Genomic DNA, 21642 nt, shown 5'->3' with positions numbered 1-21642 from the left:
AAGTTAAATCGCCTGTTTAATGCGCGTAAGGAGCTCGCAATTCTCACAACCGCATCAGGTCGTTGTAAAGAGCAAACACCATTAATGTCAGAATCATGGCCATACCGATACGTAATCCAAGCGCCTGAACCTGTTCAGACAATGGGCGCCGGCGAATGGCCTCGATGGTGTAATAAACGATGTGCCCGCCGTCCAGGACGGGGATGGGCAACAGATTGAGGATGCCCAGGCTCACGCTCAGGTAGGCCAGGAAGCGGACAAAGTCCTCGAATCCGGAGCTGACGCTGGCCTCCGCTACCCGGGCGATAGTGATCGGCCCGCTGAGGTTGGTCGGCGACAACAGACCGGTAATCATCTTTTGTATGGCCACCAGGGTCAACCGGGTATCGGACCAGGTTTCCGAGACCGCATTGGGAATCGCCGCCAGGGGACCATAACGGACCTCCCGCAGCATATGGTCCGGCCAATCCACGGGGGCCACGCCGGCACCCACATAGCCCTGCTCCTCGCCATCCACCTGGCGAATATCGGGCGTCACGTCAAGCGACCGCTGGTCACCGTTGCGCTCCACCAGCCACTGCTGGGTCTGCCCCGGAGACTGCTGGATGCGCTCAACCAGGGCATACCAGTCGGACACCGGCTCCCCATCCACGGCAACTACCCGGTCCCCTTCCTGCAATCCGCCGGCTTCCGCCCGACCGCCCGCAACCACTTCACCGATCACCGCGGGTACATCAGGCCGCATCGGTGTCAGGCCGAACTGAGTGAGCGGGGCCGGATTCTCGTCCGGCAACTGCCAGCCATCAAGATCGGCACTCAGGGTACGGCGCCCCTGGCCGTCACTGACGGTAATGGACACCATGCTATCCTCGCCCGCACGCTCCAGCAGGCGCATATTAATGTCACGCCAGGAGGTCACATCGCGGTCGTCCACCTGGAGGATCTCCATGCCCGAGCGAAGCCCCATGTTGTCGGCAATGGAGCCTTCGGTGATTTCACCGGTGATGGGAGCCACCGTGGTGAAACCCACCACGCTGAGCAGCCAGTAGGCCGCAATGGCGAAGATGAAGTTGGCGGCGGGGCCGGCCGCGGCAATGGCAATCCGCTGGCCGGGCGGCTTGGAGGTGAAGGCTTCGTGGCGCTGGTCTTCCGGTACCGGACCTTCGCGCTCGTCCAGCATCTTGACGTAACCGCCCAGGGGAATGGCCGCCACGGCAAACTCGGTACCATGCCGGTCGTAGCGGGAAAAGATCGGATTACCAAACCCCACCGAAAACCTCAGCACGCGGACCCCGCAACGGCGGGCCACCCAGAAATGCCCGTACTCGTGGATGGTCACCAGGATACCCAGGGTGACAATCAGGGCCAGTACTGTCTGGAGAAAATCTAGCATGCAATCAGGATCCCATCCGGCCGTTGTTGCTTCTGGACTGACATCAGGTCGCCAGTGATCGTCGGGCGAGGCGGTCAATCTCGCCCCTGGCCCATTCACGGGCACGGGCGTCAGCCGTCATGATGCCGTCAAAACTGTCCGCCGGCTGGACAGTCACCGACGCCAGGGTCTGCTCTATGATAACCGGGATATCGGCAAAACAAAGCTCTCCCGCAAGGAAAGCGCTGACCGCCTGCTCATTGGCCGCATTCAGGATTGCCGGGGCCGTGCCCCCCGCCCGAAAGGCCTCGGCCGCCAGCCGCAGGCAGGGAAAGCGCCCTGTGTCCGGACGCTCGAAATGAAAGCGCCCCAGGGCAAACAGGTCCAGGGGCTCGGCCCCGGATTCCACCCGCTCAGGCCAGGCCATGCCATTGGCGATGGGGGTGCGCATATCGGGACTGCCAAGCTGCGCCAGCACCGAGCCATCCACGTATTCCACCATGGAGTGGATGATGCTTTCCGGATGCACATGGACCTCGATATGCTCCGGCGTGGTGTTGAACAGCCAGCAGGCTTCAATCAGCTCCAGCCCCTTGTTCATCAGGGTGGCGGAATCCACAGAGATTTTCTGTCCCATGGACCAGTTGGGGTGTTTGCAGGCCTGGGCCGGAGTAACATTTCGCAACATTTCCGGGGAATGGGTCCGGAAGGGACCGCCCGAGGCGGTCAGCAGGATACGCCGCACCCCTGCTCCCGGCAGGTCCCGAACCCGATCCGGAGGCAGGCACTGGAAGATGGCGTTATGTTCCGAATCGATGGGCAACAGCTCGGCCCCGGAACGGGCCACCGCATCCATGAACAGCCGGCCGGACATGACCAGCGACTCCTTGTTGGCCAGTAGCACCCGCTTGCCAGCCTCCACCGCAGCCAGGGTGGGCGCCAGACCGGCGGCACCGACAATGGCCGCCATGACAGTATCCGCAGCCGGGCTGGATGCCACCTCCGCCAGCCCCGCCTCACCGGCACGCACGTCCACTTCCGGCAGGTCCCGCAGGGCCTTGGCCAGTTGCGCTGCGGCGTCGGCGTCGGCCATGACCGCCACGGCGGGGTGGAATTCCCGGCATAGCCGCTCCATGTCCGCGACACTGGTGGCGGCGGTCAGCGCATGGACACCGAAACGGTCCGGATGGCGCCGGACCACATCCAGCGTACTCAAACCGATGGATCCGGTCGCACCGAGAACGGTCAGGTGACGTTTCTGTGACATGGTCATTACAACATTGCCCCTGAAGTCAGCCAGCCAGTCAGTGTGATCAGTAAGGCGAACACCGGAATGGCAGCGGTCAGGCTGTCGATCCTGTCCATGATGCCGCCATGCCCCGGCAATAGCTGACTGCTGTCCTTGATACCACGAAAGCGCTTGAGCATGCTTTCCAGCAGGTCACCCACCACGGATATCCCCGCCACCAGCATGCTCGCCAGGAGCAGTAGCAGGGTATCCGCCACAGCGGCACCGGCCACCAGGCCCGCTGCTACCGCCAGCAGCGCCACTGCCGCCAGGCCACCCCAGACACCGGCCCAGGACTTGCCGGGGCTGACCCTGGGCGCCAGCTTGGCGCGACCGAAGGCACGCCCGGCGAAATAGGCGCCGATATCGGCCACCCACACCACCAGGAACACGTAGAGGATGGCCACCAGGCCGCTGTTCAACTCACCGAACAGCAGGCTGCCGTTGCGCAGGTGGTTGAGCCCGACCCAGGCCGGCACCAGTACCAGCAATCCCATGATTGCCCTGACCGGCGGACTGCCCCAGACCGAGGTTCCACCGGGATAGCTGCGGACCATCAGCAGCGCCAGCATCCACCACGCCACCCCCAGCCAGAGCAGGTTCAGGGTGGGTAGCTGAAACACCGCCACCAGCACCATGGCCACCAGTGCCGCATAGCCCAGGCGGGCGTGGCTGGAGGTGTAACCGGCCATATTCGCCCACTCCCAGGCGCCCAGGGTGATGGCCACCCCGGTGAAGATCGCAAACCCCAGCGGAGGCAGGAAGAAGATGCCAATGATGGCAATGGGCGCCAGAATCAGCGCCGTGAGAATTCGGGTTTTGAGCACGTCGCTTTTCGCTCTTGTGTAAGCTCTGGGTTGTTCTGGTGCGAGCGGTTAGTGCTGAGCGGCCAACCGTCGATCCACCTGATCATCCGTCTGGCCAAACCGGCGTTTTCGGCGCGAATAGGCCGCCAGGGCCTTACGCATCTCATCGGCCCGGAAATCCGGCCAGTACACCTCGGAGAAGTAGAACTCAGTATACGCCAGGTGCCACAGCAGGAAATTGCTGATGCGCTGCTCTCCGGCCGTACGGATCATCAGGTCCGGCATCGGCAGGTCACCGATGCTGAGGTGCTGCTGGATAAGGTCCTCGGTGATATCCGATGCCGTCAGTTCGCCAGCGGCCACCTGGGCAGCCACATGCCGGGTGGCCTGGGTGATATCCCAGTGGCCACCGTAGTTGGCGGCGATCACCAGTGTCATCAGGGTGTTGTCCCGGGTCAGTTCCTCGGCTTTGGCCATGTGCTCCTGCAAGGAGGGGCTGAAGGCACTCCGGTCACCGATAATCCGCAGGCGGATATTGTTCCTGTGCAGCTTCTTCACCTCCCGCTCCAGCGCAAAGAGGAAAAGCCTCATCAATGCAGACACCTCTTCTTCGGGACGGCGCCAGTTCTCACTGGAAAAAGCAAACAGCGTGAGCACTTCCACCCCTTCCCTGGCACAGGTCTCCACCACCGACCTGACTGAATTCACGCCCGCCTTGTGGCCGGCAACGCCATTCAGGCGCCGGGCCTTGGCCCAGCGGTTGTTGCCGTCCATGATGATGGCGACGTGACGCGGAACCTTGCCGGCTTCCACCGGAATATCCGCTGTTACTTTGTCCGTCATGCAATCCCCTAATACCCGCAGGGTGTTCCGCCTGGCGATCAGATCGCCATCAGGTCATCTTCCTTGCCTTTCAGCGCCTTGTCGACATCAGCGATATAACGATCCGTGAGCTTCTGGACCTCTTCCTCACCGCGACGCTGGTCGTCTTCGGTGATTTCCTTCTCCTTCTCAAGATCCTTGAGGTCGTTATTGGCATCACGGCGCGCATTGCGGATGGAAACGCGGGCATGCTCGGCGTCGGCCTTGGCCTGCTTGACCATCTCGCGGCGGGTCTCCTCCGTCAGCATCGGCATCGGCACGCGAATGAGATCGCCACTGGTGGCGGGGTTGAGGCCCAGGTCGGAAGCCATGATGGCCTTCTCGATGGTGGGAATCAGGCTCTTTTCCCACGGTGAGATGGTCAGGGTACGGTTGTCTTCAACATTGACGCTGGCCACCTGCTTCAGGGGCGTCTCCTGGCCGTAATAGTTGACGTGCACACTGTCCAGGATGGCCGGGTGGGCCCGACCGGTACGAATTTTGTTGAAGGCAGCCGACAGGGCCTCCAGGCTTTTTTTCATGCGTTTCTCAGCATCGGCTTTGATGTCGTCAATCACTTCAGCGTCCTCGCTTGTCTGCATGTCTCTGCCCGCCCCCTGCTCCGGGACGGACGTGAATTCGTCGCCCGCCGGGTTATTCCACCAGGGTGCCTTCGGGCTCGCCGGTTACGATCCGGGTCAGCACACCGGGCTCGTTCATGTTGAATACCCGCAGCGGCATGCCATGGTCCCGTGCCAGACAGATGGCGGTCAGGTCCATGACACCCAGCTTCTTGTCCAGTACTTCATCATAGGTCAGCCGGTCGTACTTCACCGCCGTGGGATCGGTCATGGGGTCCGCGGAATAGACGCCATCCACCTTGGTGGCCTTCAGCACCGCATCCGCCTCGATCTCGATGCCCCGCAGGCAGGCGGAAGAATCGGTGGTGAAGAAGGGGTTACCGGTGCCGGCGCAGAAGATCACCACATCACCGTCCTTGAGGTCGCGGACCGCTCGGCGGCGGTCATAATGCTCCACGATACCACTCATGGGGATGGCCGACATAACCCGGGTGCGGATGTTGGAGCGTTCCAGCGCATCCCGCATGGCCAGACCGTTCATGACGGTGGCCAGCATCCCCATGTGGTCGCCGGTGACCCGGTCCATGCCTGCCTCGTTCAGGGCCGCACCCCGAAACAGGTTACCACCACCAATGACCAGCCCCACCTGCACGCCGATACCAATCAGGGCGCCAATCTCCAGCGCCATGCGGTCAAGTACCTTGGGATCAATGCCGAACTCGTGCTCGCCCATCAGGGCCTCGCCACTGAGCTTGAGCAGGACGCGCTTGTATCTGGGCTGGGTCTTGGAAGATGTCGGCATGCTATTCCCCTCGTCTGTGAACCTGGATCCAGGCACCGGTTGCGGCACCTGTACGGAAATACCTGAACAACCCTACTGATTACGCATACCAGTCGGATATCCGTGGTTTCCCGATGGACTTGTATCTGACATGCTCCTCATTCAAAAAGGGGCATCTCAGATACAAGCCCGCCACGGCAGCCCGGGCGAACCCGAACTGGCGTGGCAGACTGAGGGAGCCTTCCCGGGGCTGGCATAACGCCCCGGAAGACCCCGCCGGAGTGGCTAATACCACCCCGGGGATCAGCAGACTCAGGCCTTGCCGGTGCCGGCAGCGGCAGCCACCTCGGCAGCGAAGTCCACTTCTTCCTTTTCGATACCTTCGCCCACTTCCAGACGAACGAAACCGACCAGCTCGGCACCGTTGGCCTTCAGCAGCTCGCCCACGGTCTGGTCCGGGTTCTTCACGAAAGGCTGCTCCACAAGGCTGTTCTCCTTGAGGAACTTCTTGATGCGTCCACCCATCATCTTCTCGACGATTTCGGCGGGCTTGCCTTCCATATCCGGCTGGGCCTTGATGATGTCCTTCTCTTTCTCGACTTCCTCGGCGGGCATGTCTTCCGGCTTGCCTACGCGGGGGTTAACGGCAGCGGCGTGCATAGCCACGTCACGGGCCACTTCCGCGTCACCGGCGGTAATGGCAACCACAGAGGCAATCTTGTTGTTGCTGTGGACATAACCACCAACAACCGGGCCTTCAACGCGGACAATGCGACGCACGGTGATGTTCTCACCGATCTTCTGGACCAGCGCCTCGCGCTTGGCTTCCAGGTCGCCTTCCATCAGCTTGGCCACGTCGGTTTCGCCCTTCTCGAAGGCAACATCCAGCACGTCGTTGGCAAACCCAAGGAAGTTGTCGTCACGAGCCACGAAGTCGGTCTCGGAGTTCACTTCCAGGATGTAGGCAACGGTGTTGTCGTCGGAGATGCGAATCAGGGAGGCACCTTCAGCGGCGGTACGGCCGGCTTTCTTGGCGGCCTTCAGGCCGGATGACTTGCGCAGCTCTTCGATTGCGGCATCAACACTGCCTTCAGCTTCCACCAGTGCCTTCTTGCACTCCATCATGCCAAGGCCGGTGCGCTCACGGAGCTCCTTGACCATTGCAGCGGTAATAGCAGCCATGTTCAATCCTCTTAACAGTTAGAACCGGCCGGGCCCGAATCGGTGGCCCGGCGGTTGAATCCAGCGAAAGGAGGCGACGTTGTCCTCGCCCCCATTCCAACGGGTCAACGTGATAGGCGTATGACCGGCAGCGTTACTCGGCTGCGGGTGCTTCGCCGGCGGGCTCTTCGCTGACTTCAACAAACTCGTCAGCACCACCGCCTGCCTGGGCAGCTTCGATGCAGGTGTCTGCAACGGCCTTCACGTAGATCTGGATGGCGCGAATGGCGTCATCGTTACCCGGAATCACATAGTCAACGCCGTCCGGATCACTGTTGGTATCGACCACACCAATAACGGGAATGCCCAGCTTGTTGGCTTCCTTGATGGCGATACGCTCGTGGTCCACGTCGATCACGAACATGGCGTCCGGCAGGCCGCCCATGTCCTTGATACCACCGATGGACCGCTCCAGGCGCTCCATTTCACGGGTGCGGTCCAGGGCTTCTTTCTTGGTCAGCTTGTCGAAGGTACCGTCCTGGCTCTGGGTGTCCAGATCACGGTAGCGGCGGATCGACTGACGGATGGTCTTGTAGTTGGTCAGCATGCCACCGAGCCAGCGATGGTTGACGTACGGCTGGTTGGCGCGGATGGCCTCTTCCTTGATGATCTTGGCGGCGGCGCGCTTGGTGCCGACGAACAGGATCTTGTTCTTGTTACCGGCCAGCTGCTCGATGAACTGCAGCGCGTCGTTCATGGCCGGAACAGTCTGTTCCAGGTTGATGATATGGATCTTGTTGCGGGCGCCGAAGATGAACTTCGACATTTTCGGGTTCCAGTAACGGGTCTGGTGACCGAAGTGAGCACCTGCCTTGAGCAGGTCACGCATGTTTACCTGAGCCATGATAAATACCTTGTAGCTTCGGGTTAGTCCTCCACACGTCCGATTGCTCCAACCCGAGCGGCCTCTGGCCATGGTTCGGGCACCCTGGAACAACGTGCTGACGCGTGTGTGATTTATGCCGACGCCCCGACACAGGTCGAGGTTCGCATTTCGGCGGCGCGTTTATACCATAAAACCCACCTCCGGCGCCAGCTTTTCCGCACTTCCTTGTACCTGTACAGCCAGCCCCTTAAAATAGCCTATCCGCCCGGCAGTCGCCTTCCGGTGCCCGACTGGCACAAGCCTTATTCAAGACGACGGTATACGCCCGGGGCGACGCCATTCATTTACCAGGAAGTCCAATGACAGTAACCATCAAGACCCCGGAAGAAATCGAGAAGATGCGCGTGGCCGGTCGCCTGGCGGCTGAAGTGCTGGAAATGATCGACGCCCACATCAAGCCCGGCGTCACCACCGAGGAACTCGACCGGATCTGCCACAACTACATCGTCAATGAGCAGAAGGCCATTCCTGCCCCTCTGAACTACAAGGGTTTTCCCAAGTCCATATGCACCTCCATCAACCATGTGGTGTGCCATGGCATCCCCTCCGAGAAGAAGGTGCTCAAGGAGGGCGACATCATGAATATCGACGTCACCGTGATCAAGGACGGCTACCACGGCGACACCAGCAAGATGTGGATCGTGGGCAAGCCCAAGCCCGGCTCCGAGCGCCTGATCCGCATCACCCAGGAATGCATGTACAAGGGCATTGAACTGGTGAAGCCCGGCACCCGCCTGGGGGATATCGGCCACGTCATCCAGGAGCACGCCGAGAAGCACCGCTACTCGGTGGTCCGGGACTTCTGCGGCCACGGCATCGGCAAGGTCTTCCACGAGGAACCTCAGGTGATGCACTACGGCCGTCCGGGTACCGGCATGGAACTGAAGGAAGGCATGATCTTCACCATCGAGCCCATGATCAACCAGGGCAAGTATCACACCAAGGTGCTGGGCGATGGCTGGACCGCCGTCACCAAGGACCACAAGCTGTCCGCCCAGTGGGAACACACCATCCTGGTGACCGCCGACGGCCATGAGGTGCTGACCAGACGCCAAGAAGAGTCGCTCTGAGTGGACACGACCGCCTTCGCCTACCAGATCGCCAACGCCCCCTCTCCGGTGCGGGCGGCCAGGGAATTGCTGCGGGAGGCCTATGAGGCCGACGCCGATGCTTTCCGCAACGGCACCGATGTGCGGAAACTGGTGAAGTCCCGGGCGGATACGGTCGACCTGGTACTGCGGGAAATCTGGAGCCGCTACGACTTCTCCCGCTCCGGTGACATCGCCCTGCTGGCCGTGGGCGGCTATGGCCGGGGCGAGCTCCATCCCCATTCGGATATCGACCTGCTGATCCTCACCCGCAATGGCATTGATGATGCCTGGCATGAAGACCTGGGCGCCTTTATCACCCTGCTGTGGGACCTGAGGCTGGATATTGGTCACAGCGTGCGCAGCCTTGAGGAATCCAAACAGGCCGCCCGTGACGACGTCACCATCCTCACCAACCTGCTGGAAACCCGCACTATTGCCGGCCCCGAAGAGCTGAGGACGGAACTGAGCCGGGCGATCTATTCCGACAACGTCAGCAGCGACCGCAACTACTTTAGTGCCAAGCGCGAGGAACAGCTCAAACGCCACCAGAAGTACGGCGACACCGAGTACAACCTGGAACCCAACATCAAGGCCTCGCCAGGCGGCCTGCGGGACATCCAGAACATCGGCTGGATCACCAAGCGCCATTTCGGCCTCGACACCATTGCCGACCTCACCCGGTTCAGCGTTCTGACCGAGGAAGAGCACGACGTGCTGCTGGAGGGGGAAAACTTCCTCTGGCGTCTGCGCTATGGCCTGCAACTGATCGCCGACCGCAACGAGAACCGGCTGCTGTTCGACCACCAGCGCGCCCTCGCCGACATGCTCGGCTACCGGGACAAGGGCCGCAAACTGGGTGTCGAGCAGATGATGCAGGCCTACTACCGCACGGTGCTGGCCCTGGCGGAGCTGACCGATGTGATCCTGCAGTACTACGACGAGGCCATCCTGCAACGGGATCAGGAGGCGAAGATCCAGCCCCTGAACCGCCGGTTCCAGATCCGCGACCAGTATATCGAGGCCATCAACACCCAGGTGTTCGCCTACGCCCCCTACGCCATCATGGAAATCTTCCTGCTGATGGCCCAGCACCCGTCCATCAAGGGCATCCGGGCGTCTACCATCCGCGCCCTGCGGGCACACCGCCACCTGATCGACGACCAGTTCCGCAACGACCTGGCGGTCACCTCCCTGTTCATGGAGCTGGTGAAGACCCCCCACCCGCTGGACGAAACCCTTTCCCACATGAAGAAATACAGCGTGCTGGGGCGCTACCTGCCGGAATTCGGCCAGATTATCGGCCAGATGCAGTACGACCTGTTCCACATCTACACCGTGGACACCCATACCCTGCGGGTAATCCGCAACATGGTACGGCTGGGCAACCCGGAGAGCCGCACGGAGTTCCCACTGGCCTCACGCCTGGTTCACCAGCTCCCGAAACCGGAAGTGCTCTACCTGGCCGGTCTCTACCACGACGTGGCCAAGGGCCGCGGCGGTGACCACTCGGAGCTGGGCGCGGAAGACGCCGAAGCCTTCTGCCGGCGCCATCACCTGGGCGAGCGCGATACCCAACTGATCGCCTGGCTGGTGGAGAACCACCTGCTGATGTCCATGACCGCCCAGCGCAAGGACATCTCCGACCCGGACATCATCAACGAATTCGCCCGGGCCGTACCCAGCCAGGTGCACCTGGACTACCTGTATGTGCTGACTGCCTGCGATATCAGCGCCACCAACCCCAAACTGTGGAACACCTGGCGGGCGTCGCTGCTGCGCCAGTTGTACGTGGAAACCAAGCGCGCCCTGCGCCGGGGCACGGAAACCCCCTTCAACCGGGAGGAATGGGTCAAGGCCACCCAGTCGGAAGCCCGGGAGATCCTCCAGGCCCAGGGCATGACCGACGAACAGATCGATGCCATCTGGGACACCCTGGACGAGGAGTACTTCCTCCAGGACTCCACCGTCGACATCGCCTGGCAGACCGCCGCCATCATCCGTCACGGCGACGATCCGGATCCGCTGGTGCTGATCCGCGACACCCGGGGCGGCCCCACCGATGGCTACTCCCATATCGTGATCTACGTGAAGGACCGGGTGGCCCTGTTCGCCGCCACCACCGCGGTGCTCGAGCAGCTCAATCTGAACATCGTCGACGCCCGCATCAGCGTGGCCAGCAAGGGCCCCTGGTCCATCAGTTCCTACGTGGTGCTGGACGAGCAGGGCCAGCCCCTGGGCAAGGACCCGGCCCGCAAGGAGCGGGTCCGCAAGCGGCTGGTGGAGGAACTGGACGACCCGGACGACTACCCGGACATCATCCAGCGCCGCACGCCCCGGCAACTGAAGCACTTCTCGTTTCCAACGGAAGTCACCCTGTCCAACGACACCTTCAACCAGCGCACGGTTATCGAGGTAATCACCCCCGACCGGCCGGGGCTGCTGGCCCGGGTTGGCCGGGTGCTGCTGGAACACCGGGTCCGCCTGACCAACGCCAAGATCGCCACCCTCGGTGAAAGGGTGGAAGACGCCTTCTTCGTCACCGACGAGCACGGCTGGCCAATCCGCGACCCGGAGGTCTGCCAGACCCTCCAGGACGACCTGCGCAACATGCTGGATAACACTCAATGAATCCCAACCTGTCCCGACTACACCCCTACCCGTTTGAAAAGCTCGCCCGACTCAAGGCCGATGTGGTGCCGCCGGAGCACCTGGACGCCATCTCCCTTGGCATCGGCGAGCCCAAGCACCCGTCGCCGGAGTTCGTCAAACGGGTCATCGCCGACAACCTGGACCGCCTGGCCAACTACCCCACCACCGGGGGCATGCCGGAACTGCGCCAGGCCATCGCGGACTGGGCCACCCGGCGCTTCCACCTCACCCCCGGCACCCTGAAGGCGGATGGCAACGTGGTGCCGGTGAACGGCACCCGGGAGGGGATCTTCTCGTTCGTGCAGGCCGCCGTGGACAACACCCGACCGGCAACGGTGGTGAGCCCCAATCCCTTCTACCAGATCTACGAAGGGGCCGCCCTGCTGGCCGGCGCCACCCCCCACTACCTGCCCTGCGACGCCGGTAACGGCTTCATACCGGATTTTGCGGCGGTACCGGACGAGGTCTGGAAAGACTGCCAGATCCTGTTCCTGTGCTCACCGGGAAACCCCAGCGGCGCCGTCATCCCGAGGGAGACGCTAAAACAGGTGATCGAACTGGCGGACCGGCACGATTTCGTTATTGCGTCGGACGAGTGCTACTCCGAACTCTACCCGGACGAGGCCAACCCTCCGGAAGGCCTGCTGCAGACCTGCGCCGCCCTGGGCCGGGACGACTACGCCCGCTGCGTGGTGTTCCACAGCCTGTCCAAGCGCAGCAACCTGCCGGGCCTGCGCTCCGGCTTTGTGGCCGGTGACGCAAGCATCCTCAAGGAGTACCTGCGCTACCGCACCTACCACGGCTGCGCCATGCCCATCCACAACCAGCTGGCCAGCATCGCTGCCTGGCAGGACGAGGACCATGTGAAGGAGAACCGCGCCGCCTACCGCGCCAAGTTCGAAGCCGTGGTGCCCATCCTGAAGCAGGTCATGAACGTGGATTTCCCGGGCGCCGGTTTCTACCTGTGGCCCGAGACGCCCATGAGTGACGAAGCGTTCGCCCGAGATCTCTCCGCACAGCAGAACGTGCATGTGCTGCCGGGCCGTTACCTGTCCCGCACCGTCGACGGCTATAACCCGGGAGAAAACCGGGTAAGGATGGCGCTGGTGGCACCGCTGGAGGAATGTGTGGAGGCGGCCGAACGGATTGTGCGGTTTCTGCAAAAACAGGATTGAACCATGAAACTCTACGGCATCAAAAACTGCGACACCGTCAAGAAGGCCCGCAAATGGCTGGACGAGAACAACGTCGCCCACGAATTCCACGATTTCAAAAAAGACGGCCTGGACGAAACCCTGCTCTCCCGCTGGGAACAGGCCATCGGCTGGGAGGCCCTGATCAACCGGCGGGGCACCACCTGGCGCAAGCTGCCGGAAGAGCTTCGTGATACCATTGGCGCCCAGACCGCCCACGAGATCATGCTGGACAACCCGTCCATCATCAGACGCCCGGTGGTGGAGAGCGGTGACGAGGTAAGCGTCGGCTTTAAAGCTGACGAGTGGGAACAGAGATTCAAGAACTGACTTCAGAGGAGCACCAGATGAGTTTTGCATTCGGAATTGGCATCGGCACCCAGAACCAGAAGAGCGAGTGGCTGGAAGTCTACTACCAGCAGCCGGTCCTGATGCCGGATAACGAGCTGATCGAGGTGGCCTCCAACACCCTGGGCTACCAGGGCGGCAACCAGGCCATCGAGGCCTCCGCCGACCAGCTCAAGGCCTTTGCCGAAGCCCTGGGCTCCACCTCCCAGACGGACCAGGCCGCCCTGGCCCGCAAGGCGGCTGACAGCCGCAAGCCGGTATCCGTGACCATCCTGCAGACGGATGACTCCGCTACCAGCACGCCAGAGGTGTACCTGAAGCTGCACCTGCTCTCCCACCGGCTGGTCAAGCCCCACGGTGTCAAACTGGACGGCATCTTCGGGCTGCTGCCCAACCTGGCATGGACCAACGAGGGCGCCATCGACCTGGACGAACTGCCCGAGCGACAGCTCCAGGCACGCCTGGCAGGCCGCATCCTGGAAGTGAAGTCCGTGGACAAATTCCCGCAGATGACCGACTACGCGGTTCCCCGTGGCGTGCGCATTGCCGATACCGCCCGGGTACGTCTGGGCGCCTACGTGGGCGAAGGCACCACGGTCATGCATGAAGGCTTCATCAACTTCAACGCTGGCACCGAAGGCACCAGCATGATCGAGGGCCGTGTATCCGCCGGCGTGATGATCGGCAAGGGCTCCGACCTGGGCGGCAGTTGCTCCACCATGGGCACCCTGTCCGGTGGCGGCAACATCATCATCTCCGTGGGCGAGAATTGCCTGCTGGGCGCCAACGCCGGTATTGGCATCCCCCTGGGCGATCGCTGCACCGTGGAAGCGGGCCTGTACATCACCGCCGGCACCAAGGTGGCCCTGCTGGACGACCAGAACAACCTGGTGGAAGTGGTCAAAGCCCGGGACCTGGCCGGCAAGACCGACCTGCTGTTCCGCCGCAACAGCCAGACCGGTGCGGTGGAGTGCAAAACCAACAAGACCGCCATTGAACTGAACGAGCAGCTGCACGCGAACAACTGATATGGCCCTCTCCCCCACCCTTGAACTCGCCATGGACCTGATCCGCCGTCAATCGGTCACTCCCGATGACGCCGGCTGCCAGGAACTGATGATGTCCCGCCTGGCGCCCCTGGGCTTCGCGGGCGAAAACCTGCGTTTTGGCGAGACCGACAACCTCTGGGCCCGTAAGGGCTCGGACGGTCCTCTGCTGGCCTTCGCCGGACATACCGATGTGGTGCCCACCGGTCCCGAGAAGAACTGGACCCACCCTCCCTTCGAGGCCGACATCCACGATGGCTACCTCCACGGACGGGGCGCGGCGGACATGAAAGGCAGCCTGGCCGCCTTTGTCACCGCCTGCGAGCGGTTCGTGGAGAAGAACCCGGACCACCGGGGCTCCATTGCCCTGCTGATCACCAGCGACGAAGAAGGCCCGGCCCACGACGGCACCGTCAAGGTGGTGGAGACCCTGGAGGCCCGGAACGAAAAGATCGACTGGTGCCTGATCGGAGAACCGTCCAGCACCCATGAGGTGGGGGACATCATCAAGAATGGCCGTCGCGGCTCCCTGCACGGCTACCTGACGGTACACGGCGTGCAGGGACATGTGGCCTACCCCCATATGGCGGAAAACCCCGTGCACACCGCCGCGCCGGCACTGGATGCCCTGGCCAACGAATTCTGGGACAGCGGCAACGACTTCTTCCCGCCCACCACCTTCCAGATCACGAAGATCGAGGCGGGCACCGGCAGCAACATCATCCCCGGTGAACTGACGGTGCACTTCAACTTCCGCTACTGCACGGAGAACACCGCGGAAAGCCTGGAAGAACGGGTGGTCGCCATCCTCGACCGGCACAACCTGAAATACGACCTGCAATGGCACCTGAGCGGACGCCCCTTCCTGACGGACCGGGGAGCCCTGGTCACCGCCACCCAGAACGCCATTCGCCGGGTAACCGGGCGCGAGACGGAACTATCCACCTCCGGCGGCACCTCCGACGGTCGCTTTATCGCCCCGACGGGCGCGCAGGTGGTGGAACTGGGGCCGCTGAATGCGACCATCCACAAGGTGGACGAATGCGTGAAGGCGGAAGACCTGGATACCCTGTCCGAGATCTACGAACAGGTGCTGGTGGAGTTGTTGGGATAGAAGGGGGCGGGCAGCACAGAAACTGCGGTAAACAGCCCCTCTCCCTCCAGGGGAGAGGGGCTACTACGGTCAATCCAGGGTAGAGACGTTATCCGCCTGCAACCCCTTGGAGGCTTCAACCACATCAAAACGCACGGCCTGCCCCTGACGCAGGACACGGCGACCGCGGCCGCGAATGGCACGGAAGTGGACAAAGACTTCGTCACCGCTCTCGCGGACAATAAAGCCAAAGCCCTTCTTGACGTTGAACCACTTCACGGTGCCTTCCTCGACACCTTCCGGACCGAAATCGTCCTCATCGTCGTCCTGGTCGTCGTTACGCTGGGGACGAGGGGGCTGGTTGTTCCTGCGTTGCCTGGATGCGGACCCGGATTTGCGCTCGCTGACCAGTACGGTCAGCACACCGGCAATGGCAAACAGCACGAACGTGATGACATAGGCGGCGATACCCTGGGCACTACCCAGGACAAACTGAGGACTGCCGGCCAGCTCACTGCTGCCATATTGTGAAAGGATAAAAAAGACTTCCGGGGTGGTGTTAACAAGGATAAACCCCAGAACCAGCGGGGCGAGAATCGCAACCAGTACCGCTGAAAGAATTGCTCTTGCTGGATTACGCATGGATAAAACAGACTCCGTAAGATCATGGATCACAGTTGTTGAGGTAACCTTTTATCCGTCGGACACGTGCCAAAACCCGACACCCCGGCGAATAAAGCGGGCATAATAGCAGATTCACCACAAACCTGACCAAAGCGTTCCACACCTATGGCGAACACCGACACAAACGCGACAGAAAAACTCATGGCAAGAATGGATGAGCTGGAAACCCGGCTGGCTTTCCAGGATGAGCTGATCAACACCCTGTCCGATCAGGTCGCACAGCAGGAACTGGATATCCGCAAGTTATGGGAAGCGAAACAGCACCTGAAGAAGCAGCTATCTGAAATCGCGCCGTCAAATATCAAGAACGAGGATCAAGAAACGCCGCCGCCCCACTACTGAACAGGGGCTAGAGGAAACTTAAGAGTCCTCCTTGACATCCAAAAGGTAGCCCATCCAGGCAAAAAAGGTAACCCCCAGGAAAAATGTCAAGTAAAAGACAGGGGTCCTCCACTCAGGATCTCCCCATAGCCACACAGTGCCGAATATCAGAATCAGGACCAGGTAGAGGGCCTGTACAAACAGATTAAGCTTCATTGAACGAACAATTATTGATCATTTCATTCAGAGATTCGATTGCAACGGGAACTATTTCATCCGAATTGTCCTCGTCCTCCAACGCCGTATGAGTCCTGAAGAAGGTCAATCGGCCATGCCGGAAACTACCGTGGACCGCGTATAGATCAGCATCCTCATAAAAATGGGCAAGAAAAGTGGCAAAATAGCGGCCATCAGATTGGCTGAGACCCAGTTCCTCAACGTCATGGTACAAAGAACCCTCCAAGAGCGCATTTTTAAAGTTCGCTGTTAGCTTCTGAACTGAGTCTTTTTCCGTGTCAGTCTCAGACAGCCCTTCGTATAGAACTGCGCCTTCTTTGCCATCAAGAAATTCATAAACCACACCAACCCAAAAGTGGCCTTTCCGCGTGTACAAAAATTCGTGGTTCACATACCCTGATTCGTCGCTTCTATCAATATCCGCGTCCGCCATGTACCGGCTGTTACCGCTACATGTCAATAGCCCTTGACCAAAGGATGCAGCAGGCAGCGTAACGAGAGCCATAACTAATAGCTTCAGCGCAGTTCTCGTAAACATCATGACTTGATCCTTCGTAGATATTGGTAGGAAAGCCACAAACCGTAGAAAAAGGATGTCCCCCACGTCGCCCAGTACCAGATTACCCGCTGATCACTACTGCTGTGGTGCCACAAATAAACCACCGCTATGCAAGCAAAGGCCCGGACACTGACGTTAATGACGAGCGACAACCACATCAGTAATAAGCTGAACTTTTTTGCTGCGTACGCCGTTCAAGCTCTTCCCCAAGCTTAACCGAGCTATTATGGCTTGAAAGTAGGGACACCCAAATCACAATTGTTGCCATCCCACGCTTCGGTAAACGGCGCTCTCTGACTACTTGCTTTGCCAGATCTTTACCGCTCGTGGCTGAAAAGGTGAAACCAAGAACACCGCCGATGGTCACCAGCATGTCATGAAAAGCTTTGTCGTTCTCAAGCTCTTCATTCGTCATTGACCAAATACCCCAACGTTCGTTGACGAACGCAGTCTCCGTTGCCTTCCTTCTCAAGAGTCCAATCAACTGGCGATCCTCTAGCTCATGAATCGCTCTTAACGCAGCGTCCCTTTCACGCTTTTCGAGATGGCGAAACAAGATCGTCAGCGTCATCGCTTCCAGACCGGTTTCACCCGTGTTTTCCACTAGCGGATATGGTATCTCCAGAATGCTGGCAAGCGCCCTCAATTGGTCGTCGATATCTCGTGGTAGGAAATAAGGGAGGTCGTTAACGGTAGGGAGATCCGTCATATTTGATATCCTTATCAAGTTGTTGAGCAATAATCATCCTTCTTTGATGATCACCCAAGGCCAATCCAGAATCAATGGGCGGGCAGACCCACAGGAATTACCGCTTCGTAATGAACTAATTCCACACCACCAACTGCTCACCCCGGCTATCCAGCCGCCACCATTTCTCTTCCTGGACCGGGTCGCCCTCCTGCCATTCACCCTGGCTGCAGCGAATTTCCGTTTCCAGGGTTCGCCAGGCGCTGCGGGCGCAGTCCAGGTCGGTGGTCCAGGGCAGGTCTTCGCCTTCCAGCACGACTGAGCTGAAACGTTTGCCGAAGGCATCGGCATAGACACTGATGCGGACCAGGTGGTCGGCGTAGCGGCCCTCACCCTTGTAGAGGCCGGGCTTGTTGCCGAAAGGTGTCAGGGGGACAAGGAGCTGGTCGAAGTTGGCTTCCAGCCAGATGGTCAGGCGGGCGGGGTCAAGGTCACGAACGTAGATTTCCAGATCCTGCACTGCGGGCGCCTCCGGGGACGTTGGTTGGAACATGCAAGTCAGGATAATCGCTTGTGCCGGTTATGGATTCAAGCTCTGCACGGACATCGTCCGGGAAAACCTGCCGCAGGGTGCCCCTGGCCTGGCGCTCCAGCCAGTCCACTTCCGCCGCCGTCAGTTCCAGGGACAGCTGGGACAACTGCCGCTCAAGCTCTTCCACCGGCTCACCGGTTTCATGGTTGGCTTCAATACGCTGGGTCAGGGTATCCAGTTCCGCCAGCAGGCGGCGGCATTCCGCCGGCCCTTCCTCGGCGATGACCGACACACGGGCGGCGGCCCGCTCCATCCACTCCACCACCTGGCCCGGCGTTGCACGGTAATGCAGGCCCGACGTTGCCAGCCCCATGGCGGCATCGGTGATCCGCACCTGCCAGCGCGCCTCGATCACCGGCCGATGCGCCACCAGGATGGCGTGATTCTGGGCATGGCTGCTGGCCGGCAGGTCATGACGGATCAGCGATCGCCCCATCAGGCGCTCCATACGGCGTGCAGCCACCGCATCATCGTCCCGCTCCGGGCTCAGTAACAGCAGGGGGCCGATATAGTTGGACAGCAGTTGGCGGGCGGGGTGATCCGGCTCCGCCATCAGGGCCATCAGGTCGGCGGGGGACAGGTTGTCCAGGACGAGGGTAGGCAAGGTGCCCTGCACATGGTTCGTGTAGCCCTGGAGCTGCTCCATGATCTCCAGAGTTTCCTGCGGGTTGCGCAGGTTCGCCAGGTAGAAGTCCGTGCGCATAGCGGGCATCAAGGCATGCAGCCAGGCGGTCTTGCCCGCTCCCCGTTCCGCCGTCACCCACATCAGGCCATGGGGCGAGGAAGCCAGGGCGACCGCCAGGTCATCGGCCAGCCGATACCAGTTGGCATCCGTAATCACCACCGGATTAGCTGTACGCCCGGTTGCAGGCACCTGCCCCAGTCGCATATAAAGCACCCTCGTTCCAAGTTCCGGAGGGGACGCCAGGATCCACCTGCGTTAAAGCAGAGAATCCACTGCAGGCACCAACCCGGCCCGAGCCCCTGTGAAACCCCGAAAGTACCGTTTGTAATCGCCAGGGTCGCTCGCCGTCGTCACATTTCCGGCAAAATATCAGAAAAAATAGAAACTCAGGTTACAAAAACAGGAACCCCGTCACATTTTCATCCCGAAAAATACGACGGGGCTAAGAGGCACATTCCGGAAAGAATGTCAGTGAAGTCTAGACGCGATTGTAGGTATCTTCAAAGCGAACGATATCATCTTCGCCAAGATAACTGCCGGTCTGCACCTCAATCAACTCCAGGGGGATAACGCCGGGATTGGTCAGCCGGTGGGTGACACCCAGGGGGATGTAAGTGGACTGGTCCTCGGTCAGGAGAAGCTCGTCCTCCCCCCGCTGGACCTTGGCCGTGCCCGTCACCACAACCCAGTGTTCCGCGCGGTGGTGGTGCTTCTGCAATGACAGGGAGGCACCGGGGTTGACGGTAATCCGCTTGACCTGGAACCGCTCCCCCTGGGCCACGCCCTCATAGGTTCCCCATGGCCGGTGCACTTTCTTGTGAAGCTTGTATTCCGGGCGCCCCTGCTCTTTCAGGCGATTCACCAGCTTCTTCACATCCTGAACGCGATTGCGGTCCGCCACCAGCACCACGTCGTCGGTTTCCACGATCACATGGTCGCTGACTCCCAGGGCGGCAATCAGGCGGCCTTCGGAATGCACATAGGAACCGGAAACGTCCTCCAGGATAACGTCGCCATGACAGGCGTTGCCGTTCTCGTCCTGGGGCTGGATTTCCCACAGGGTCGACCAGGAGCCCACATCACTCCAGCCCGCATCCAGGGGCACCACGACAGCGTCCCCGGTGTGCTCCATAACCGCGTAGTCAATGGAATCATCAGGACAGGCGGCGAAGGCCTCCTTATCCACCCGGGTAAAGTCCATATCTCCCTTACGTGCGCCATAGGCCGCCCGGCAGGCTTCCAGAATGGTCGGCTGGAAACGCTCCAGTTCTTCCAGGTAGCGCCCTGCCGAGAACAGGAACATACCGCTGTTCCAGTAATAACCACCTTCGTCCAGATACCGTTGGGCGGTTTCCTCGTCTGGCTTCTCCACAAAGGCATCCACGTTGGACCAGGTACCCCGGCTGCCGCCAGCACGAATATAGCCATACCCGGTATGGGGTGAGGACGGCACAATGCCGAAGGTGACCAGCTTGCCTTCACGGGCCGCATCGGCCCCGGCGGCTACGGCCCGGGAGAACGCCTGCTCGTCCTTCAGCACCTGGTCCGAAGGCATCACCAGCATGAGTTCATCCGGGTTCTCCTCGGCCACGGCCAGTGCCGCCAGTGCAATGGCCGGTGCGGTATTGCGCCCGACCGGTTCCAGGATGATACCGGCGGTCCGGTCAGAGGCCAGTTGATGCAGGTTCGCCGCCACCACAAACCGGTGCTCTTCATTGGTAATGGCCATGACGCGTACATCAGCGCCCAGCTTCAACCCCCTGGAAATGGTATCCGACAACAGGGACTCGTCTGACACAACAGGAATAAACTGCTTGGGGTAGGCCTCACGGGAAAGCGGCCACAGGCGGGTTCCGGAACCACCAGAGAGAATGATCGCTAGCATGACAGGTCCTTATCAGGTCGAATGGGGATCTTTCATAATTGTCCCTGAATTCCGCTGGCATCTCAAAGCCGAAAATCTGAAACCTGTATAACAATACGGAAAGGAAACAAGCAATACATCCAGACACCCGACACACTGGCAGGATAGCGAGGGAGAAACACCAGGAACAATAGGGAGGATCAGCCCGGGGATTTATCGCCCGGGCTAACAGACAGCCGGCTTAGTTCTGTTGCCAGCCCTGTACGGCTTCCTTACCGTACTTCTGACGCCACTGGTTCAGCGTCTTGTGGTTGCCGCCACGGGTCTTGACCACTTCACCGGTGTGCGGGTTCTTGTAGGTCTTCAGGGGGCGCTTGGCACGGGTGCCGCCGTCGGCCTTGCCGGTCGCCACGGAAGGATCAATGGCGCCGAGGATCTGCAGCACATCCTTCGGGGACTTCTTGTACTGGTCCATCAGTCCCTTGATCTTGTTTTCGAACTCCAGGTCACTTTTCAGCGCCTGGTCCTGTTCCATCTTGTTCAGTTCATCAGACAGCTTTTCCAGAAGCTGTTTCTTCTGGTAGTAATCGTTGATATTCGCCATGTAAATTCAACCTTTTTTAAACTGGAGATATTTTGCAGGTTTTCCATTTCCATCCCTGAAACATCAATAATCATAAATCATTACTTGCAGGGATTAAAGATATTCGTCACAGGGCGAAAATGAAGAAAAAATAACAAAAACCAGCGATCACAAATAGCGGGAAGGAAATAGGCCAACGGAAACCTTTAATCA

Annotated in this window: 22 protein-coding genes; 7 read left to right on the top strand and 15 right to left on the bottom strand. The window is 60.4% G+C overall.

The annotated features are described in order from the left end of the window. Positions 1-43: 43 nt before the first annotated feature. From rseP to rpsB, 8 genes are all read right to left on the bottom strand, one after another. A complete protein-coding gene (gene rseP / locus ACJO2E_RS12685) occupies positions 44-1393 on the bottom strand; it encodes an RIP metalloprotease RseP (RefSeq protein ID WP_406964282.1) in 1350 nt (449 codons plus the stop codon). A gap of 43 nt (positions 1394-1436) precedes the next feature. Then, positions 1437-2639: a 1-deoxy-D-xylulose-5-phosphate reductoisomerase gene (gene ispC, locus ACJO2E_RS12680; RefSeq protein WP_406964772.1), complete on the bottom strand. Its 1203-nt coding sequence runs from the start codon at positions 2637-2639 to the stop codon at positions 1437-1439. Between the two features lie 5 nt (positions 2640-2644). Beyond that, positions 2645-3487, bottom strand: coding sequence for a phosphatidate cytidylyltransferase (locus ACJO2E_RS12675; RefSeq protein ID WP_406964281.1), 843 nt, complete (start codon positions 3485-3487; stop codon positions 2645-2647). A gap of 48 nt (positions 3488-3535) precedes the next feature. Beyond that, positions 3536-4309, bottom strand: a complete 774-nt coding sequence (gene uppS / locus ACJO2E_RS12670) for a polyprenyl diphosphate synthase (RefSeq protein WP_406964280.1) — start codon at positions 4307-4309, stop codon at positions 3536-3538. A gap of 38 nt (positions 4310-4347) precedes the next feature. After that, positions 4348-4905 carry a ribosome recycling factor gene (gene frr, locus ACJO2E_RS12665; RefSeq protein WP_406964770.1) on the bottom strand — a complete coding sequence of 186 codons (558 nt, stop codon included), beginning with the start codon at positions 4903-4905 and terminating at the stop codon, positions 4348-4350. Between the two features lie 76 nt (positions 4906-4981). Then, positions 4982-5710: a UMP kinase gene (pyrH, locus tag ACJO2E_RS12660; RefSeq protein ID WP_328187735.1), complete on the bottom strand. Its 729-nt coding sequence runs from the start codon at positions 5708-5710 to the stop codon at positions 4982-4984. Positions 5711-6001: 291 nt separating this feature from the next. Next, positions 6002-6871 (bottom strand): translation elongation factor Ts, encoded by an 870-nt coding sequence (gene tsf, locus ACJO2E_RS12655; protein WP_406964279.1) that lies wholly within the window; start codon positions 6869-6871, stop codon positions 6002-6004. A 133-nt stretch (positions 6872-7004) separates the two neighbouring features. Further along, entirely contained in the window at positions 7005-7754 is a 750-nt protein-coding gene (gene rpsB, locus ACJO2E_RS12650; RefSeq protein WP_406964278.1) for a 30S ribosomal protein S2, read from the bottom strand. 341 nt (positions 7755-8095) lie between these two features. Between rpsB and map the strand changes: the two genes are divergently transcribed. Genes map through dapE form a run of 6 tightly spaced genes read left to right on the top strand, consistent with a single transcriptional unit; the run spans position 8096 to position 15237 of the window. Continuing rightward, entirely contained in the window at positions 8096-8866 is a 771-nt protein-coding gene (gene map, locus ACJO2E_RS12645; RefSeq protein WP_406964277.1) for a type I methionyl aminopeptidase, read from the top strand. Beyond that, the gene (locus ACJO2E_RS12640; protein WP_406964276.1) at positions 8867-11515 is read left to right on the top strand and encodes a [protein-PII] uridylyltransferase; all 2649 of its coding nucleotides are present in this window, start codon (positions 8867-8869) and stop codon (positions 11513-11515) included. Further along, a complete protein-coding gene (gene dapC / locus ACJO2E_RS12635) occupies positions 11512-12711 on the top strand; it encodes a succinyldiaminopimelate transaminase (protein WP_406964274.1) in 1200 nt (399 codons plus the stop codon). The genes ACJO2E_RS12640 and dapC overlap by 4 nt, the downstream gene beginning before the upstream one ends. Before the next feature lie 3 nt (positions 12712-12714). Next, positions 12715-13059, top strand: coding sequence for an ArsC family reductase (locus ACJO2E_RS12630; protein WP_406964273.1), 345 nt, complete (start codon positions 12715-12717; stop codon positions 13057-13059). A 17-nt stretch (positions 13060-13076) separates the two neighbouring features. Next, positions 13077-14105: a 2,3,4,5-tetrahydropyridine-2,6-dicarboxylate N-succinyltransferase gene (gene dapD / locus ACJO2E_RS12625; RefSeq protein ID WP_406964272.1), complete on the top strand. Its 1029-nt coding sequence runs from the start codon at positions 13077-13079 to the stop codon at positions 14103-14105. Position 14106: 1 nt separating this feature from the next. Further along, the gene (gene dapE / locus ACJO2E_RS12620; protein ID WP_406964270.1) at positions 14107-15237 is read left to right on the top strand and encodes a succinyl-diaminopimelate desuccinylase; all 1131 of its coding nucleotides are present in this window, start codon (positions 14107-14109) and stop codon (positions 15235-15237) included. Between the two features lie 69 nt (positions 15238-15306). Here dapE and ACJO2E_RS12615 read toward each other — a convergent pair whose 3' ends face one another. Then, positions 15307-15858: a cold-shock protein gene (locus ACJO2E_RS12615; protein WP_406964268.1), complete on the bottom strand. Its 552-nt coding sequence runs from the start codon at positions 15856-15858 to the stop codon at positions 15307-15309. Positions 15859-16041: 183 nt separating this feature from the next. Between ACJO2E_RS12615 and ACJO2E_RS12610 the strand changes: the two genes are divergently transcribed. After that, positions 16042-16242, top strand: a complete 201-nt coding sequence (locus ACJO2E_RS12610) for a SlyX family protein (protein WP_406964267.1) — start codon at positions 16042-16044, stop codon at positions 16240-16242. 184 nt (positions 16243-16426) lie between these two features. Here the strand turns inward: ACJO2E_RS12610 and ACJO2E_RS12605 are convergent, their stop codons facing one another. From ACJO2E_RS12605 to ACJO2E_RS12580, 6 genes are all read right to left on the bottom strand, one after another. Next, positions 16427-16999 (bottom strand): hypothetical protein, encoded by a 573-nt coding sequence (locus ACJO2E_RS12605; protein ID WP_406964266.1) that lies wholly within the window; start codon positions 16997-16999, stop codon positions 16427-16429. A 175-nt stretch (positions 17000-17174) separates the two neighbouring features. Further along, positions 17175-17726 carry a hypothetical protein gene (locus ACJO2E_RS12600; RefSeq protein WP_406964265.1) on the bottom strand — a complete coding sequence of 184 codons (552 nt, stop codon included), beginning with the start codon at positions 17724-17726 and terminating at the stop codon, positions 17175-17177. Between the two features lie 115 nt (positions 17727-17841). Continuing rightward, positions 17842-18225, bottom strand: a complete 384-nt coding sequence (locus ACJO2E_RS12595) for a hypothetical protein (protein ID WP_406964264.1) — start codon at positions 18223-18225, stop codon at positions 17842-17844. Continuing rightward, entirely contained in the window at positions 18197-19186 is a 990-nt protein-coding gene (locus ACJO2E_RS12590) for a hypothetical protein (protein WP_406964263.1), read from the bottom strand. The genes ACJO2E_RS12595 and ACJO2E_RS12590 overlap by 29 nt, the downstream gene beginning before the upstream one ends. A gap of 274 nt (positions 19187-19460) precedes the next feature. After that, entirely contained in the window at positions 19461-20867 is a 1407-nt protein-coding gene (locus tag ACJO2E_RS12585; protein WP_406964262.1) for a mannose-1-phosphate guanylyltransferase/mannose-6-phosphate isomerase, read from the bottom strand. 220 nt (positions 20868-21087) lie between these two features. Then, positions 21088-21450 carry a histone-like nucleoid-structuring protein, MvaT/MvaU family gene (locus ACJO2E_RS12580; RefSeq protein ID WP_406964261.1) on the bottom strand — a complete coding sequence of 121 codons (363 nt, stop codon included), beginning with the start codon at positions 21448-21450 and terminating at the stop codon, positions 21088-21090. Positions 21451-21642: the final 192 nt, after the last annotated feature.

The sequence above is a fragment of the Marinobacter shunpengi genome, from assembly GCF_045449695.1.
Taxonomy (GTDB): Bacteria; Pseudomonadota; Gammaproteobacteria; order Pseudomonadales; family Oleiphilaceae; genus Marinobacter.
This window is presented reverse-complemented; position numbering and strand designations above follow the sequence as displayed.

Coding starts and splice junctions, on each gene's coding strand:
- rseP (WP_406964282.1), bottom strand. CDS start 1,393: ATGCTAGATTTTCTCCAGACAGTACTGGCCCTGATTGTCACCCTGGGT.
- ispC (WP_406964772.1), bottom strand. CDS start 2,639: ATGTCACAGAAACGTCACCTGACCGTTCTCGGTGCGACCGGATCCATC.
- uppS (WP_406964280.1), bottom strand. CDS start 4,309: ATGACGGACAAAGTAACAGCGGATATTCCGGTGGAAGCCGGCAAGGTT.
- pyrH (WP_328187735.1), bottom strand. CDS start 5,710: ATGCCGACATCTTCCAAGACCCAGCCCAGATACAAGCGCGTCCTGCTC.
- tsf (WP_406964279.1), bottom strand. CDS start 6,871: ATGGCTGCTATTACCGCTGCAATGGTCAAGGAGCTCCGTGAGCGCACC.
- rpsB (WP_406964278.1), bottom strand. CDS start 7,754: ATGGCTCAGGTAAACATGCGTGACCTGCTCAAGGCAGGTGCTCACTTC.
- map (WP_406964277.1), top strand. CDS start 8,096: ATGACAGTAACCATCAAGACCCCGGAAGAAATCGAGAAGATGCGCGTG.
- dapC (WP_406964274.1), top strand. CDS start 11,512: ATGAATCCCAACCTGTCCCGACTACACCCCTACCCGTTTGAAAAGCTC.
- ACJO2E_RS12630 (WP_406964273.1), top strand. CDS start 12,715: ATGAAACTCTACGGCATCAAAAACTGCGACACCGTCAAGAAGGCCCGC.
- dapD (WP_406964272.1), top strand. CDS start 13,077: ATGAGTTTTGCATTCGGAATTGGCATCGGCACCCAGAACCAGAAGAGC.
- dapE (WP_406964270.1), top strand. CDS start 14,107: ATGGCCCTCTCCCCCACCCTTGAACTCGCCATGGACCTGATCCGCCGT.
- ACJO2E_RS12615 (WP_406964268.1), bottom strand. CDS start 15,858: ATGCGTAATCCAGCAAGAGCAATTCTTTCAGCGGTACTGGTTGCGATT.
- ACJO2E_RS12610 (WP_406964267.1), top strand. CDS start 16,042: ATGGCAAGAATGGATGAGCTGGAAACCCGGCTGGCTTTCCAGGATGAG.
- ACJO2E_RS12605 (WP_406964266.1), bottom strand. CDS start 16,999: ATGATGTTTACGAGAACTGCGCTGAAGCTATTAGTTATGGCTCTCGTT.
- ACJO2E_RS12600 (WP_406964265.1), bottom strand. CDS start 17,726: ATGACGGATCTCCCTACCGTTAACGACCTCCCTTATTTCCTACCACGA.
- ACJO2E_RS12590 (WP_406964263.1), bottom strand. CDS start 19,186: ATGCGACTGGGGCAGGTGCCTGCAACCGGGCGTACAGCTAATCCGGTG.
- ACJO2E_RS12585 (WP_406964262.1), bottom strand. CDS start 20,867: ATGCTAGCGATCATTCTCTCTGGTGGTTCCGGAACCCGCCTGTGGCCG.
- ACJO2E_RS12580 (WP_406964261.1), bottom strand. CDS start 21,450: ATGGCGAATATCAACGATTACTACCAGAAGAAACAGCTTCTGGAAAAG.